Here is a 14,604-nt window from a genome sequence, read left to right as displayed (position 1 = left end):
AAATATTATTGTCCGAGCAAGTCTCTCATCCTTTCTTGCATCAATTGAGGGTCTTTCATAGCTTCCCAACCAACAGTTGATAGCATTACAATAACATAAATAGCATAAAGCACACTTAGTGAAATACCGATAATTGCCATAATTTTTCCGGCATTCAACTGGCCGTAGTTAGAGTACAACGTTGGATTTTGTCTGTAGAGTTCTCCATCCTTTTTTGCAAGAATAAGGGCAATAATTCCTGATATAAGTCCAGGAAGACCGTAACAACAGCAACCTATGATTGATACAATTCCTAAAATAAGGACTGCGGTTGCGTTTGGTAATTTTTGTTGATCCATAGTTTATAATATTTTATATGTTGTGTTAATGACTAAAATGATGTTTGTAAAAATAGGAGACGACCATAATGACAGCATTCATTGCTGCTAAAATAACAAGCAGGGTTCCGTAGTTCCTTTTTTTATCAACGAAATTAAGGCCGACCGTTGCAAAGAACAGCAACAGGGTATATACGGCAGGAAACATGTGAAAAGCTTCAGCAAAGCGGCCCTCGAATACCATTACAATGGCTCTTTGAGTACCGCAGCCGAAGCATTCGATCCCAAAGAATTTTTTGATAGGACACGGAAGCATGAAATCTTCAGCTTTCATATTATTATTCGTTTTTTGTTGATCAAATATATAAAATTATGAAGATATTTTGGCTCTTAAATACTGATGTGGGAAAAAACATTCTTCATCCATCTCGAATGATCCCTGGACCGCAATGTATGGGTTTCTTAAAATCTCTCTTGCAATAAAAATCAGATCGGCATCTCCTTTTTGCAGAATTTCTTCAGCATGCGAAACTTTTTTAATCAGACCCACAGCTCCCGTTTTTACCTCTGCTTCATTTCTCACCTGGGAAGAAAGCGGAACCTGGTATCCGTCATAGAGAGGGATTTTTACACCGTGAATATTGCCGCCACTGGAAACATCAATAAGATCAACATGGTGACTTTTTAAAACTTTTGCCAATTCAACACTATCACTGATATCCCAACCGTTTTCTGCATATTCAGTTCCCGAGATTCTTACAAATAAAGCGGTATTTTGATCAAGTTCCTCATTTACAGCATCCACGATTTCGATTAAAAAACGGATCCTGTTTTCAAAACTCCCGCCATACTCATCTGTTCTGATGTTGGAAAGCGGTGATAAAAACTGGTGGATCAGATAACCATGTGCCGCATGAATTTCAATGACATCGAAACCGGCCTGTACAGCTCTTCTTGCTGCATTTTTAAAATTCTGAACCTGTTCTTTAATTTCTTCAACAGTTAACACATGAGGAATTCTTTCCGACGGATGATAAGGAAGCGGACTAGGCGCAATCGTCTCCCAGCCTTCTTCTAGAGGAATCTGAACGGTATTTTCTGTAGAGCCTTTTCTTCCGGAATGTGACAGCTGGATACCTATTTTACTTTCTGAATTATTATGTACAAATGTTACGATCTTCTGAAGACTTTCAGCTTGCTCGTCATTCCAGATTCCCATGCAGTGATTGGTGATTCTTCCGCGAGGCTCAACTCCTGTGGCTTCCAAAATAATTAATCCTGCCCCACCCTGCGCACGGCTTCCGTAATGCACAAAATGGAAATCATTCGGAAAGCCGTTTTCACTGGAATACATACACATAGGCGACATGACCCAACGGTTTTTCAATTCAACATTTCTGAAGGTAACTGGAGTATATAACATTTTATTTTTATTTTTTAAAAACTGAGAATTGCAAAGAGCAGGCCTTTATTGCCCACCTCGTGAAAAAGAAGTAATTTTATCCCCCTTTTTTTAATCCACAATATATGAAAAAAGAAACTCACATCAGTTACGAATATTTTAAGAATAGCACCGAACTGAATGATATAGAAAGAAAATTATTGGAACGGGCAAAGCAGGCACGTGAAGACGCTTATGCCCCCTATTCGAACTTCCTGGTAGGATGCTCGGTTCTGTTGGAAAACGGCGAAATATATTCCGGCAACAACCAGGAGAATGCAGCTTTTCCTTCAGGACTTTGTGCCGAAAGAACGGCTTTATTCTGGGTAGCTGCTAATTTTCCTGAAATGAAGATTAAAAAAATCTTTGTGATCGGAGGTCCGCGGGAATTTCATGAGAAAAATCCGCCGATCCCGCCATGCGGAGCCTGCAGGCAAAGCTTAATGGAATACGAAACCAAACAGAATGAGAACATCGATCTGTATTTCTCCAGCATGAGTGAGGAAATGGTGAAAGTTCACGCCATTAAAGATCTTCTGCCGTTTTACTTCGATGCTACGTTTCTATAATGTAATGACGACGATTTAGAAAACCTCAATCATCATTCGAGAATCAATTCCTGAAGTGTGTTTTTGGTTTTCAGCTTAATAAGTTTATATTTGCAAAAATTTTGGTTTCCAATCATTTGGAATGAAAAGGGAATCGGGCGAAAATCCCGGACTGTCCCCGCAACTGTAGATCGCAAGAAGATTTCTACGACAAACCACTGTGAAAACGGGAAGGTGTAGAAAGCGAAAGTCAGGAGACCTGCCAGAATTATAACTAAATACATTGCTTTCGGAGGAAAAGTAAAATAGAATGGATATAAAAAGATCTTTACTACTGATTTTTTCGGCTTACGGCTATTTTCTTTCTGCGCAGGAGAAAGCTATTGACACGGTGTATGTCTTTGACAACCAAATGAGTAAAGTCAAGCTTTTTCATAAAGTCAGCACCATCTCCCCAAAAGACATTGAGAAAAACTCTGCCAATCTTTCTGATCTTCTGCGGTTTCAGTCACAGATTTATATTAAGGAAAATGGGCGTGGCGCGGTATCATCTCCTTCTTTCCGGGGAACGGGTGCAGGACACACTGCTTTTGTATGGAACGGAATCAATATCAACTCTACGTTCCTAGGACAGGGCGATGTGAATAATATCCCGCTTTTCGGATATGATGAGCTCGAGGTAAAAGCCGGCGGTGGAAGTGTACAGTATGGAAGCTCAGCCATTGGCGGAAGTATTCATCTCAACAATAATCTTGAATTTAATAAAGGTGCACATGCTTCCCTGTATTCTGAAGCAGGATCTTTTGAAACCTTTAATAATTTCCTGAAGGCTTCTTACAGCAATCACCAATTCAGCGTAAAAATTTCGGGCAATTATTCCATCAGCCAGAATGACTATGAAGTTCCGGAAAAGGAATACATCAACAGAAACGGAAGATATTACAATTCGTCTGTCAACATAGGTGCCTCTTATAAAATTGCGCCTCACCAGACGATTTCGTGGCAGAATCAGATTTTTGACGGTTCACAGCATTATCCGGTTTTTGTTGAAAACGGGAACAAAACAAAGTACAATGCCCAGACGCTGAGAAGCCTCCTGGCCTGGGATATTTCAAAAAATAATGTCTCGAATAGCTTAAAAGCAGCTTATATGGAAGATAATTTCCAGTATTTCGGGGATATCGACAAGCCGAAAGAAAGCGGTGCGGAAGGAAAGAATTATATTTTCCGGAATGATTTTAATTATTTCATTACACCCAAGCTCAACGTGAATGCTATTGGTGAATTTCAGATCAACAAAGGACTGGGTTATCAATCGGGCATCGGTGATATCAGCCGAAATATGGGTTCTGTAGCCGGCCTTGCAAGGTATTTCATCAATGACAAACTGCGTTTTGAAGCAGGTTTTAAGAAAGATTTTGTACAAGATATATCCTCGCCCTTTCTATATTCTTTTTCAGGAAAGTGGGAGCCTTTAAAATGGTATCATGTAGAGGTCTCTTTTTCAAGAAATTTTAAAATTCCTTCGTTTAATGATCTTTACTGGCAAAAAGGAGGAAATGTCAATCTGGTTCCTGAAACTTCAACCAATGCCGATATGGATCACGAATTCATCTTTGGTGATTTCAGACTGACGGTAAGCCCTTATTATATGGATGTCAAAAATTACATCAACTGGCTTCCGACAGCGGCCGGATACTGGGCAGCATTCAACACGTACAGCGTAGAAATATATGGCCTCGATTCTCAGATCACCTATCACAGGAATTTTGGAAACCACGGTTTGCGCCTTAATGCAGGATACAATTACTCAAAATCAACCAATAAGCTGACGGGAATGCAGATGACATACGTTCCGCTTCACAAGGCTTTTGGAAATATTGACTACCGTTACCATTTCCTGACGATTTACGTCCAGGGACTTTTCAACGGGCTGACCTATACGACGACTGACGAAAAAAGAGCAGATGCCATCGATCCTTATTTCGTGATAAATACAGGAGTTTCAGCCAGTCTTTTAAACCATTATACCTTAGGGTTTAAAGTGAATAATATCACCGATACCGTTTATCAGACGGTCTCCTATTATCCTCTACCCAAAAGGAATTACAGCGTTTACGTAAATATTAATTTTTAACATTTAAATATTATGAAAATAACTAAACTTCTTACTCTGATTTTTGCATTTGCACTGCTGTTTAATATCTCTTGTAGCAGTGAAGACGGTGTCACGACGGGAGAAATGTACTATGGCAACGGTTTTTTACTCAGCAATGAGGGGAATTTCGGGAAGCCGAATGCTGATGTGACTTTTGTAACTTCCAACCTCGCCAGCAAGCAGGATAATATTTTTGCTGCCAACAACGGAGGATCTAATCTTGGTGATGTTTTGCAGATGATTGGTTTTAATGGAGAAAACGCTTATCTGTTGATGAATAATTCAAACAGAATTCAGATTGTCAACAGGTTTAATTTCAAAAAAACCGGAGAAATTACCGCCCAGCTGAATTCGCCGCGTTATATGGCTTTCGCCAACAATAATATTTATGTAACCAATGACAAATACGGAGGCGACAAGTTCGTAAGCATTTATAAAAGTTCTGATTTGTCTTTCGTGAAAAAAATTAATTTTACGGATAACGTTGAAAGAATTGTAGAAGCCGGGGACAACATTTTTGTACAAAATGCCTCTTTTGGTTTTGGTAACAAGATCACTTATATCACAACTTCCAATAATGAAGTTCAGTCCACCATTACGGTCCCTAACGGCGATATCAAAAAAATGATAGTGAATGGAGAAACGGTATATGCTATTGCAGCCGGAACTACAGACTCTTATATCTACCAGATTTCACCGACAGGAGTTACAAAAACCTACACATTGACCGGTATTGCCGATGCTACCAATCTTGAGATTGAAAACGGCAAGTTTTATTTCACTTCAGGGCTTAAGGTATATACGATGGACCTGACGGCTACTACAGCACCTTCTGCGCCGCTATTCACTGTAAACAACAGTGTTGATCCTTACTCCAATTTATATGGATTCAGCGTGGTAAACGATAGAATTTTTGTTTCGGATGCCAACGGATTTACCGAAGACAGTAAGATCACCGTATATTCTAAAAGCGGTCTTCTCCTGAGAACTTTTACGGCTGGTAAAGGAACAAACGGAGCATACCGTAACTAAAAGCAAATTTGTATTTTTCTTAATACAACTTATTTTTTCATCATTTGTGTTTTTTCCGGGCGGTTTCTTCGAAACCGCCCGGATTTTTGTAAATAAAACAGCCTGATTCAGAATCAGGCTGTATATTTTAGTTAAATTATTTCCACAATTATCAGGCTAAACTAAGCCCTAGTTTTTCCGCTTCGGCGATGACGAATTGGCGTGCTTTTTCTGTGTCGTTTTCAATCTCTCCCTCAAGAATCGCTTCTTTCACTTTCTCTTTCAGAATACCTATTTCACGGCCGGGTTTCAGATTAAACATCGCCATGATTTCTTCTCCCGATATCGGTGGTTGGAAGTTTCTTACCTGGTCTTTCTCTTCCACTTCTTTGATTTTTACAGCGACATATTCAAAATTTTTCTTGAATTTCTCCTGTTTCCTGGAATTTTTGGTCGTGATATCTGCCTTACACAGCGTGAAAAGATCTTCCAGGTCCTCGCCCGAGTCAAAAAGTAATCTTCTTAATGCAGAATCTGAAGCATCATCCGTAATCAGTGCTATTGGCCGGGAAGAAAGCTTGACCATTTTCTGCACGTATTTCATATCGCTTCCCAGTGGCAACTTCAGTCTCTGGAATAATGTTTTTACCATTTTTGAACCCAAAAACTCATGCCCGTGAAATGTCCAGCCAGTTCCTTCGACAAACTTTTTGGTCGGTGCTTTTCCGATATCATGAAGCAATGCAGACCATCGCAACCAAAGATTATCGGTATTTTCAGAAATATTGTCTACCACTTCTAAGGTATGGTAAAAATTGTCTTTATGCGTCTGCCCTTCCACTTCTTCTATACCTTTCAGGGCGATCAATTCAGGGATGATCAGTTGCATCAGTCCTGTCTCCTCCATCAATTTAAGGCCTGTTGAAGGTTTTGGAGAAAGCATGATCTTATTAAATTCCACCATGATTCTTTCCATCGAAATGATTTTAATCCTCTCCGCTTCCTGTTTAATGGCATTGAGTGAATGATCTTCAATTCTGAATTGAAGCGTAGAAGCAAAACGTATGGCCCGCATCATTCGCAGAGGATCATCAGAATAGGTCTGGGCAGGTTCCAGCGGGGTCCTGAGAATTCCTTTTTCAAGGTCACCCATTCCGTTGAAAGGATCTACAAGCTTGCCGAAGCTATCTTTGTTTAATGAAATTGCCATGGCGTTAACGGTAAAATCCCTTCTTTTCTGATCGTCTTCTATGGTTCCGCCTTCCACTTCCGGTTTCCGGCTGTCTTCCGTATAACTTTCTTTTCTCGCACCCACAAATTCCAGTTCCAGGTCTTTATATCGGATCATGGCTGTGCCATAAGTTTTGAAAACCAAGACCTTCATTTTGGGATCAATTTCTTTTCCAACGTTTTGGGCAAGTTCGATACCGCTCTGTTCAGTTACAAAATCAATATCTGTGGAAGCTTTTCTTTTCATCAGCAAATCGCGCACATAGCCGCCAACGATATACACGGATTGTCCATTTTTTTCCGCGACATCAGAAATTATTTTAAAAAGCTTAAGATTTTTATTTTGATTGAGATTAATATTCATTTTAAATATTCAAAATTCAGAATCTGCAAAGATAATGTTATCATCCTTTTGTTCTAAAATTAATTTTCTATGTTTTTGTGCCCATATTACCATAGATTCTATGAGAGGCTCCAGAGATTGGCCGTGTTGAGAAATCGTATAGTAAGAAATTTTGTTGTTTTCCCGTTTTGTAATCAGTAAGTGCTGTTCCAAAAATTTGAGTTCCCTGATCAAAGTTCTTGCGGTAATAGGCTCAAGATCTCGCTGTAATTCGCTAAACCGTTTTTCTTTATCGCACAAGCTCGCAAGAATAGCACTCTTCCATCTGCCTCCGATAATATAGATCACATCATCTACGTCTCTAAGCCGTATCTGCTTCTGTTTATTTTTCATCATTATGTTTTTGGTATCCTGAAAGATACTTATTTTTTCATTAAAGATATTATTAGAATCTGAACTTTTATTTATTTTTGTCAAAACAATTTATGATGAAAAATACAGTCAATGTGTCTCAGGGCATCCCATTATCCGTAAAAATCTTCTCATGGGTTCTCATTATAGCAGGGATTTTCTTTTTTTACGTATTCACTTTCAATCCGGGCTTATCTTTTCCGGGAGCTGCTATTACGGATTATTCTTCCCGGCTTGGATTCAGCAGCGCAGGGGTAAGAGTTTTAGGAAGCGTTGTTGCCTTACTGCTTTCTGTGATCCTTAATAAACCTCAGTGGCTCTTTATAAGTTTGATTTCAAGATTGGTTATAGAAACCGGCGATATTATCGTAAATTTGGCAACAGGCGGAACCTTGCTAAACACCATTATGATCGGGATTATAGCGATTTTAGAATTCTGGGCCGTCGTAAAGCTATACAGAATTATTAAGGTTTAGTTTTAGAAAGCTTACTACTCTCTAAGAACTTTTATCCTGTTATCGTTCCAGATCTTGATCACGGAAGAGCCGGAATATTCAGAGACTTTTTCGCGGTCCTCTTCCACGGCATAATCCACCAAACCGATTATTTCAGGAGAAATATCCGAAAATTTCAGCGGGCTTTTTTCACCGCTGAAGTTAGCCGACGTGGAAACCAAAGGCTTATTGAGTTTTGCAATTAATTTTTTACAGAAATCATTCTTCACCAGGCGGATCCCGATGCTTCCGTCCTCTGCCAGCAGCTCTTTCGGCAGACCCCTTGGATTTTCGTAAACGATCGTCACCGGCTTTTCGCTCAGGTCAATGATTTCCCAGGCCATCTCCGGAACATCCACCAGGTCCTGCAGTCTTTTTTCAGATTCCACCAGGATAATCATGGATTTGTTTTTCTCCCGTTTCTTGATCTCAAAAATTTTATTGACGGCTTCTATATTGGTGGCGTCGCATCCGATTCCCCAAATGGTATCGGTAGGGTATAAAATGGTTCCGCCAGATTTTAGTATGTTGATAATATTGTTCATAACTCACTGAAGGCGGGCTTTAGCCCGCTTTTCAAAGATAAAAATTCTATGGGCTTCAGCCAAATGAATTGTTTTAAAAACAGGTAGAGGTACGGAGATTTTTCTTCAGATTTTATCTTAAATAAATATTGAAATCTTATGGCATTATGGGATAATATCAATAGGAACGGGCTTTAGCCCGTTTAAAAAAAGAAAAATTCCACCGGCTTCAGCCGAAACTTACTTGAAGTTGTATTTCTCATTAAATTTCAGATATTCTTCCACAAAGGTATGTTTTGTATGATGAACTTCCTGATTTCTGATGTAATTCCGTACCAACTCTAACATAGACTCTGAAACGGAAACGGCAAAGTATTCATCCTACCAGGCAAATTTCTCCCGGATCAATTGATTTTTATTAATCCAGAAAGAAGATTCCCCCTTGATCAACTGAACAATTTTTTCTATATTCTGGTTTGAACCTAAAGAAATTAAGCAATGACAATGATCTGAAAAACCATTGACCATATCTACATAAATTCCTTTTTCCGAAGCATTTTCTTTAATGTGTTTCCAAACTTTCACCCTTAATGCAGCAGTATTTAAAAAAGGAATTCTGTTTTTCGTTGAAAAAACGAGATGGATATAAATTTTAATAAAAGACATTTGTGTTGTTTTTGCCAAAAATATAAATTATTTTTAAATTTTGGCTAAAGCCGGATGAATGGCGTTACAGGGAAAACGGGCTAAAGCCCGTTCCTACTGATATTTATATTATTTTTAATTCTCAGATATATTGAAGAAAATATTAACAACAAAATTGAGGTCAGCCATAAAAAATAACCAGTTTCTAAACTGTAAATATTAGCTTCTCTTCCACTTTCTGAGACCAATACTGTTTTCCAAAACATAAAAGATCCAGAAATTAACAATACAATGATCCCTATAATAATTGAAGCAATAAACCTCCTGAAAAATAAACAGCTTATCGCAAGAAAAAACCAAATATTTGCTGACCAAATAAAGCATTCCAAGATTCCACCGCCCAGAAAACTTATACCACCAACTAATAAAAGTTCAAAAGAACTATAATCTCTAATTTCTTTAGTCTGTCTAACTTTAAAAGCATTACAGAAAAGGGAAAGTATATAAATCAATAAACTGATTATTATGAGCTTATTTTTTAATAATTTCATAATAACTTCGGTAAATACCTGTCCTCAATAACATTCAGGTGATGCAGGTTATGGCCGACAATCAGCTTAGCGATAGTTTCAGCAGAGATCCGGTTTCCGTTGGCGGTTCCGATGTTAGCTAAAGCAGAAGGATGCATGGTTTCCAGTAAAATTTGGGAGGACTTCCTGATCAATTGATATTCTTCAAGCAGGGAATCCAAATGCCTTTCGTTGGCCAATGACTGACTGGCATAAAGTTCTTCATCAAAGCCCGGCAATTCTTTTTTATCGCCTCTTGCGATGGCCAGAATCCTGTACTGAAAAATCCTTTCGGTGTCCGACAAGTGTAACAGCAGTTCTTTCAGCGTCCATTTTCCTTCGGCATAAGCGAAATGCGATTGTTCTTCCGAGAGCTTTGAATAAATCGCTACCGTTTTCTCGCCGGATTTTTCCATTTCTTTCAGCCAGTTTTCAGATGGAATCAAATCTAAATAACGCTGGATATATTTTTGAAAATCAGTCATAATTAAAAGTTTAATAATGTATCAGTCTGGCAATGTAACAATTATTGATAAACTGTTACATTATTAAATCGTTACATTAATTATTAGTCCATTCGTAAAAATTGACTTCATCGTAAAGCTCAAAGCCGCAGCTGGGATATAGTTTGTTTCCGATGTCGTTGGATTTTCCTGTTTCAAGGAGGATTCCGCAGGCATCGGTTGATATTGCCATTTCTTTTGCTTTTTCGATTAACGCTTTTGAAAAGCCTTTTCCACGGTAACTTTCATTGACGAATAAGTCATTCAGCAGCCAATAGCGTTTCATCCGCGTTGAAGAAAACAAAGGATATAGCTGGACAAAACCAACCAGTTTTCCTGCGTGTTCCGCTACAAAAATTTCGGAATCCCGGTTTTCAATTCTTTCGGTTAAAAATTTTTCAGCATTTGGAATATCAGAATCTTTATGGTAAAAAATCCGGTATTGATCGAACAGTTCAGACAACTGCCCGATGTCCTGAAGGGTTGCTTTTCTCGTCATGGATGAGTGAAACTTTGGTAAAACTTTGTCAAAGCTAATCGCTGCGAAATATAACTTTGACAAAGTGATACAAGTTATTTTATGAAAATGCTCTTTCCAGATCGGCGATCAGATCTTCCGCATCTTCGATACCTACGCTTAAACGAACTAAATCATCTGTAATGCCTAATTCTGCACGTTTTTCTGCCGGAATGGAAGCGTGAGTCATTAAAGCCGGGTGATTGGCCAGCGATTCTACACCGCCTAAAGATTCAGCCAGCGTAAATACTTTTACTTTTTCCAGGAATTTAATCGCATCTTCTTTTTTACCGGACTTAAAGGTGAAAGAAACCATTCCGCCGAAATCTTTCATTTGGGCTTTGGCCAGTTCGTACTGAGGATGGGATTCCAGTCCCGGATAGATTACTTTATCTACGGCAGGGTGGGATTCCAGATATTTCGCCACGGCCATTCCGTTTTCCGAGTGTCGCTGAACGCGTAAGGCCAATGTTTTAATCCCTCTTAAAACCAAATAGGAATCGTGAGGCCCTAAAATTCCGCCGCTTGCAAACTGGATAAAGTGAAGTTTCTCTCCCAGTTCGGCATCTTTTGCCACCAATGCCCCGGCGATCACGTCAGAATGACCGCCCAGGTATTTCGTTGCAGAGTGCATCACAATGTCCGCTCCCAGATCGATCGGCCGCTGAAGGTAAGGCGTTGCAAACGTATTGTCCACAGCCACCAAAATATCTTTTCCTTTTGCCATTTCCACAACCGCTTTAATGTCCACCAGCTTCATTAACGGATTGGTAGGCGTTTCCACCCAGATCAGTTTCGTTTTATCCGTTATAACATCCGCGATTTTTGATACATCATCAAAATTCACGAAAGTAAATTTCAGCTGGTATTTTTCAAAAAGTCTCGTAAACATCCGGTAGGTGCCGCCGTACAGATCATCAACCGCTACGACCTCATCGCCGGGATTTAACAGTTTTAAAACACAGTCGATCGCTGCAAGGCCGGAACCGAAGGCCAATCCTCTCGCCCCGTTTTCGATGCTTGCCAGGGAATCTTCCAGTGCCTGTCTCGTAGGATTGGCCGCTCTGGAATATTCATATCCGGAATGTACGCCCGGGCTTTTCTGTGCAAAGGTTGAGGTTAAAAATACAGGAACATTCACCGAACCTGTGGCAGACTCATGGTGCTGCCCACCGTGTATAACTTTTGTATTGAAATTCATATTTTTTGCTTTAGGCTTTAAGCTTTAGGCAATAAGCATCTGTTATAGCTTTAAACTTAGTTACATTAATATTAAAAATAAGCTGAGGCAAAGGCTTAATGCTTACTGCCTACAGCTTATCGCTTATTTACATTTTTATCGCAGATTTTACGGCAAACTCTTCCGCAATCTCCTCCATCCACTGGGCGACATCTTCTTCTCCAGTAGCTCTCTGATAGGTATTCCCCAGAGAAACCAGGATCTGGTGGATGAACATCTTCATCTGGTCTACCGGCATTTCTTTGGTCCAGAGGTCGATCCTCAAAGCTTCCATCGCTTTATCGTCCCAAACGGAAATCATCGTTGCCTTGGTCGCTTCCTTTTCAATGCCGCCGTCCTGTGCGTTCCAGGTAATGTTTTCCGGGATGTGGTTTTCGTCCAGTTCTACATCTATCGTAATCTGAGTTTTTCTCATAACTTTCTTTTGTTTCTAAATTTGATGCAAAGTTAATACTTCTTCAGCTTATCCAAAATTTCTACAAAGTTATCTTCATTCGGAAACGGCGTATTCAGGTTAAATATTTTCCCTTCAGGATCGATGATAATAAATCTGGGGATCGACTGAATTTTATATATACTAAGCACTTTTTCAGCATTTTTCATCCATAATTGGGGAATATTGGACGGTTTTGTCTTTAGGTAATTTTTCCACTTCGACTGGTTTTCATCGACGCTTACCGAAATAAACTGTATATTCTGATAATATCTATATTGATTATTTCGTGCTTCAAAAACCGGGCGGGTCTGCCTGCATGGTCCGCACCATGTAGCCCAGAGATCGATTACCACATACTTTCCGCGGAATTTGGAGAGGTTTACCGTTTTACCATTGTCATTTAGGAAAGCCAAATCCGGAAATACGGCGCCTTTTTGAGATCTATTGATCTGCTCCAGCTTAGAATACAGCATTTTTTGGTAATCAATATTTTTCACGTTATTAATTTCACCGGCGAATAATGTATTTCTTGCCAGGCTGTCGGTTTGAAGTTCCATGGTTTTGGATAATTGCTTCGACAGCAAACGGTCTTTTTCCAGCCCTTGCGGAAGCCTGTTGATCTTCACAAAAAGGATACTGTCCGCATTGATCGACTGATCTTTATCCGTTAATAAATGATCCAGTTTAAACTGAAGGTAATTTTCGTTTTTGCTTAAAAGCAGCGATGGCTTGCTGATATTGGCATTCAGCTCATCCACAAAGGCTTTCGGAGGGGCAAACTTCGGATCTTTCCAGGAAGTCATTTTCCGGTAATTGCTGATTTCATTCAAATAATTAATGGCCATCAACTGCCTTCTGTAGGTTTTATATTCCTCCGAAAGGGCATTGTTGGCAGGATCGGCAAACCCATTGAGAATTCTTTTCTTCTTGTTCCAGTCGTCCTGAGCAGCTTCATAAAACTTTTCGGGTTCGTTGTTGTAAGGCTGGTCGTCCAGCACGTACGTGAAATCCCTTCCGAAAGAATCCTGTTTTTCGCGGTAGACCTGATCAGCTTTTCTGTTCGATTTGATGTACGTCACCATTTCGGTATTATTAAATTTTAAATTCAGATCAAACCAGTCGCCGTTTCCCATTACCAGGACCAGTTTTTTGTTTCCGATTTCGATCAGGTATTCATCCAGCGGAAGTTTTTCTTTGGTCGACCAGGTGAAGGTATTGTTTACCACCGGTACCGCTCCGATTTTTTTATGGAAATCTGAGGTAAAGATTTTAACGGAATCAATTTTAAGATCCGTATCCAGTGTTCCTTTCATGGAAACTCCTGCCGCACCGCTTTGATAAGCCCGCGGCTGCTGGATAAAATAAAGCAAACCTGCTCCGGTTGCAAATAATGCAGCTGATACAACCATCTGCTTTTTAGTTTTACCAAAAGCATTTTTAAAGCCTTTTTTACTGTACCATACATAACCGACGATCAGGAAAATCACCATCCAGAACACGCTCATGTACTCGGAATGGGAAATAAAAGTATTCAGGTTTCTGATCTCCGGCGCATTCCAGAACGTGCATAAAGAACCATAGGGATTAAAAAAGAAAGGCTGTTTCTGAATGAGTGAGGCAATGTTCGACGCAATACCCAGCGAACCGATCAGGAAAGACCAGATAAACCCCTGGAAAGCCACGGAAATACAGAGCTGAAGGGCCGCAATTCCTAAAATGGTAATGCATATCCTGATGTAGGTCTTCATGGCCCAGAACACATCGAAGTCCGTTAGCTTCACGGCATTCGGATGAATGTAATAATCTGCCGTTGCCATAATGATGCTGAAAATGAAGTAAGAAGTGATACAGATCAAGCTCAATACGACCACAATGATATATTTTGAAAAATAAAGCTGGAAACGGCTTACCGGCTGCGTTTCCATCAGCTGCCAGCCGTTGTTCTTATGATCGGTCTGCGCAATCCTGTTGGCCACAATAATAATCAGCAGGGGCAATATAAAAAATACGAAATACCTCAACTGTTCCCCACCGATCGCATCTTCAAAGACAGAATATTTCAATGTTCCTTCGGGAACCGTTTCCCGTATAAAAAATGAAGGGGCGAAAACCAGCAACGGAAGTAAAGCGCCCAAAACAACGGACATATAAATAATTCCCAATCCTTTTATTTTCAGCCATTCCGTACCGGCTGTTGTCAATAACTTTTTCATTTGT

General features: G+C 39.7%; 16 protein-coding genes, 1 pseudogene and 1 riboswitch. Of the genes and pseudogenes, 4 read left to right on the top strand and 13 right to left on the bottom strand.

The genetic code is table 11. The features are described from left to right. Positions 1–5: 5 nt before the first annotated feature. From AC0N32_RS09125 to namA, 3 genes are read right to left on the bottom strand one after another with little or no spacing between them, the layout of a single operon-like run. Positions 6–338: a CCC motif membrane protein gene (locus AC0N32_RS09125; protein ID WP_476393543.1), complete on the bottom strand. Its 333-nt coding sequence runs from the start codon at positions 336–338 to the stop codon at positions 6–8. Positions 339–363: 25 nt separating this feature from the next. After that, positions 364–651: a DUF2752 domain-containing protein gene (locus tag AC0N32_RS09120; RefSeq protein WP_476393542.1), complete on the bottom strand. Its 288-nt coding sequence runs from the start codon at positions 649–651 to the stop codon at positions 364–366. Between the two features lie 36 nt (positions 652–687). Beyond that, positions 688–1,740, bottom strand: a complete 1,053-nt coding sequence (gene namA, locus AC0N32_RS09115) for an NADPH dehydrogenase NamA (RefSeq protein ID WP_476393541.1) — start codon at positions 1,738–1,740, stop codon at positions 688–690. Positions 1,741–1,844: 104 nt separating this feature from the next. On the opposite strand from namA, the gene AC0N32_RS09110 reads away from it, so the two are divergent. The 3 genes from AC0N32_RS09110 to AC0N32_RS09100 all read left to right on the top strand — a co-directional run bounded on the left by AC0N32_RS09110 (position 1,845) and on the right by AC0N32_RS09100 (position 5,496). Next, complete coding sequence (locus AC0N32_RS09110; RefSeq protein WP_476393540.1) at positions 1,845–2,327, top strand: cytidine deaminase; 483 nt, start codon at positions 1,845–1,847, stop codon at positions 2,325–2,327. Positions 2,328–2,412: 85 nt separating this feature from the next. Further along, a riboswitch (cobalamin riboswitch) is annotated at positions 2,413–2,587 on the top strand. Positions 2,588–2,616: 29 nt separating this feature from the next. Continuing rightward, positions 2,617–4,443 (top strand): TonB-dependent receptor plug domain-containing protein, encoded by a 1,827-nt coding sequence (locus AC0N32_RS09105; RefSeq protein WP_476393539.1) that lies wholly within the window; start codon positions 2,617–2,619, stop codon positions 4,441–4,443. A 12-nt stretch (positions 4,444–4,455) separates the two neighbouring features. Further along, positions 4,456–5,496 carry a YncE family protein gene (locus AC0N32_RS09100; protein ID WP_476393538.1) on the top strand — a complete coding sequence of 347 codons (1,041 nt, stop codon included), beginning with the start codon at positions 4,456–4,458 and terminating at the stop codon, positions 5,494–5,496. A gap of 151 nt (positions 5,497–5,647) precedes the next feature. Here AC0N32_RS09100 and AC0N32_RS09095 read toward each other — a convergent pair whose 3' ends face one another. Both AC0N32_RS09095 and AC0N32_RS09090 read right to left on the bottom strand, forming a co-directional pair. After that, a complete protein-coding gene (locus tag AC0N32_RS09095; protein ID WP_476393537.1) occupies positions 5,648–7,069 on the bottom strand; it encodes a CCA tRNA nucleotidyltransferase in 1,422 nt (473 codons plus the stop codon). Positions 7,070–7,078: 9 nt separating this feature from the next. Then, complete coding sequence (locus AC0N32_RS09090) at positions 7,079–7,525, bottom strand: winged helix-turn-helix transcriptional regulator (RefSeq protein WP_476393536.1); 447 nt, start codon at positions 7,523–7,525, stop codon at positions 7,079–7,081. Positions 7,526–7,533: 8 nt separating this feature from the next. Between AC0N32_RS09090 and AC0N32_RS09085 the strand changes: the two genes are divergently transcribed. After that, positions 7,534–7,935 carry a hypothetical protein gene (locus AC0N32_RS09085; protein WP_476393535.1) on the top strand — a complete coding sequence of 134 codons (402 nt, stop codon included), beginning with the start codon at positions 7,534–7,536 and terminating at the stop codon, positions 7,933–7,935. A 14-nt stretch (positions 7,936–7,949) separates the two neighbouring features. On the opposite strand, the gene AC0N32_RS09080 is transcribed toward AC0N32_RS09085, so the two are convergent. The 8 genes and pseudogenes from AC0N32_RS09080 to AC0N32_RS09045 form a co-directional block, all read right to left on the bottom strand. Then, positions 7,950–8,498: an L-threonylcarbamoyladenylate synthase gene (locus tag AC0N32_RS09080; protein WP_476393534.1), complete on the bottom strand. Its 549-nt coding sequence runs from the start codon at positions 8,496–8,498 to the stop codon at positions 7,950–7,952. A 219-nt stretch (positions 8,499–8,717) separates the two neighbouring features. Next, positions 8,718–9,143: pseudogene (tnpA, locus tag AC0N32_RS09075) on the bottom strand (IS200/IS605 family transposase). 80 nt (positions 9,144–9,223) lie between these two features. After that, positions 9,224–9,673: a hypothetical protein gene (locus tag AC0N32_RS09070; RefSeq protein WP_476393533.1), complete on the bottom strand. Its 450-nt coding sequence runs from the start codon at positions 9,671–9,673 to the stop codon at positions 9,224–9,226. Next, complete coding sequence (locus AC0N32_RS09065; protein WP_476393532.1) at positions 9,670–10,176, bottom strand: DinB family protein; 507 nt, start codon at positions 10,174–10,176, stop codon at positions 9,670–9,672. The genes AC0N32_RS09070 and AC0N32_RS09065 overlap by 4 nt, the downstream gene beginning before the upstream one ends. A gap of 76 nt (positions 10,177–10,252) precedes the next feature. Then, a complete protein-coding gene (locus AC0N32_RS09060; protein WP_476393786.1) occupies positions 10,253–10,693 on the bottom strand; it encodes a GNAT family N-acetyltransferase in 441 nt (146 codons plus the stop codon). A 79-nt stretch (positions 10,694–10,772) separates the two neighbouring features. After that, positions 10,773–11,912, bottom strand: a complete 1,140-nt coding sequence (locus AC0N32_RS09055) for a cystathionine gamma-synthase (protein WP_476393531.1) — start codon at positions 11,910–11,912, stop codon at positions 10,773–10,775. A 127-nt stretch (positions 11,913–12,039) separates the two neighbouring features. Then, the gene (gene gldC, locus AC0N32_RS09050; protein WP_089853771.1) at positions 12,040–12,366 is read right to left on the bottom strand and encodes a gliding motility protein GldC; all 327 of its coding nucleotides are present in this window, start codon (positions 12,364–12,366) and stop codon (positions 12,040–12,042) included. 32 nt (positions 12,367–12,398) lie between these two features. Next, positions 12,399–14,600, bottom strand: coding sequence for an ABC transporter permease (locus AC0N32_RS09045; protein WP_476393530.1), 2,202 nt, complete (start codon positions 14,598–14,600; stop codon positions 12,399–12,401). Between the last annotated feature and the right edge of the window lie 4 nt (positions 14,601–14,604).

The organism is Chryseobacterium endophyticum, from assembly GCF_056333165.1.
The sequence above is the reverse complement of the archived record's forward strand: the minus strand, read 5'-3'. Positions and strand labels throughout refer to the sequence as shown.

Excerpts from the sequence above, each read along its gene's own strand:
- AC0N32_RS09125 (WP_476393543.1), bottom strand. The coding sequence starts at position 338 with ATGGATCAACAAAAATTACCAAACGCAACCGCAGTCCTTATTTTAGGA.
- AC0N32_RS09120 (WP_476393542.1), bottom strand. The coding sequence starts at position 651 with ATGAAAGCTGAAGATTTCATGCTTCCGTGTCCTATCAAAAAATTCTTT.
- namA (WP_476393541.1), bottom strand. The coding sequence starts at position 1,740 with ATGTTATATACTCCAGTTACCTTCAGAAATGTTGAATTGAAAAACCGT.
- AC0N32_RS09110 (WP_476393540.1), top strand. The coding sequence starts at position 1,845 with ATGAAAAAAGAAACTCACATCAGTTACGAATATTTTAAGAATAGCACC.
- AC0N32_RS09105 (WP_476393539.1), top strand. The coding sequence starts at position 2,617 with ATGGATATAAAAAGATCTTTACTACTGATTTTTTCGGCTTACGGCTAT.
- AC0N32_RS09100 (WP_476393538.1), top strand. The coding sequence starts at position 4,456 with ATGAAAATAACTAAACTTCTTACTCTGATTTTTGCATTTGCACTGCTG.
- AC0N32_RS09095 (WP_476393537.1), bottom strand. The coding sequence starts at position 7,069 with ATGAATATTAATCTCAATCAAAATAAAAATCTTAAGCTTTTTAAAATA.
- AC0N32_RS09085 (WP_476393535.1), top strand. The coding sequence starts at position 7,534 with ATGATGAAAAATACAGTCAATGTGTCTCAGGGCATCCCATTATCCGTA.
- AC0N32_RS09080 (WP_476393534.1), bottom strand. The coding sequence starts at position 8,498 with ATGAACAATATTATCAACATACTAAAATCTGGCGGAACCATTTTATAC.
- AC0N32_RS09070 (WP_476393533.1), bottom strand. The coding sequence starts at position 9,673 with ATGAAATTATTAAAAAATAAGCTCATAATAATCAGTTTATTGATTTAT.
- AC0N32_RS09065 (WP_476393532.1), bottom strand. The coding sequence starts at position 10,176 with ATGACTGATTTTCAAAAATATATCCAGCGTTATTTAGATTTGATTCCA.
- AC0N32_RS09060 (WP_476393786.1), bottom strand. The coding sequence starts at position 10,693 with ATGACGAGAAAAGCAACCCTTCAGGACATCGGGCAGTTGTCTGAACTG.
- AC0N32_RS09055 (WP_476393531.1), bottom strand. The coding sequence starts at position 11,912 with ATGAATTTCAATACAAAAGTTATACACGGTGGGCAGCACCATGAGTCT.
- gldC (WP_089853771.1), bottom strand. The coding sequence starts at position 12,366 with ATGAGAAAAACTCAGATTACGATAGATGTAGAACTGGACGAAAACCAC.
- AC0N32_RS09045 (WP_476393530.1), bottom strand. The coding sequence starts at position 14,600 with ATGAAAAAGTTATTGACAACAGCCGGTACGGAATGGCTGAAAATAAAA.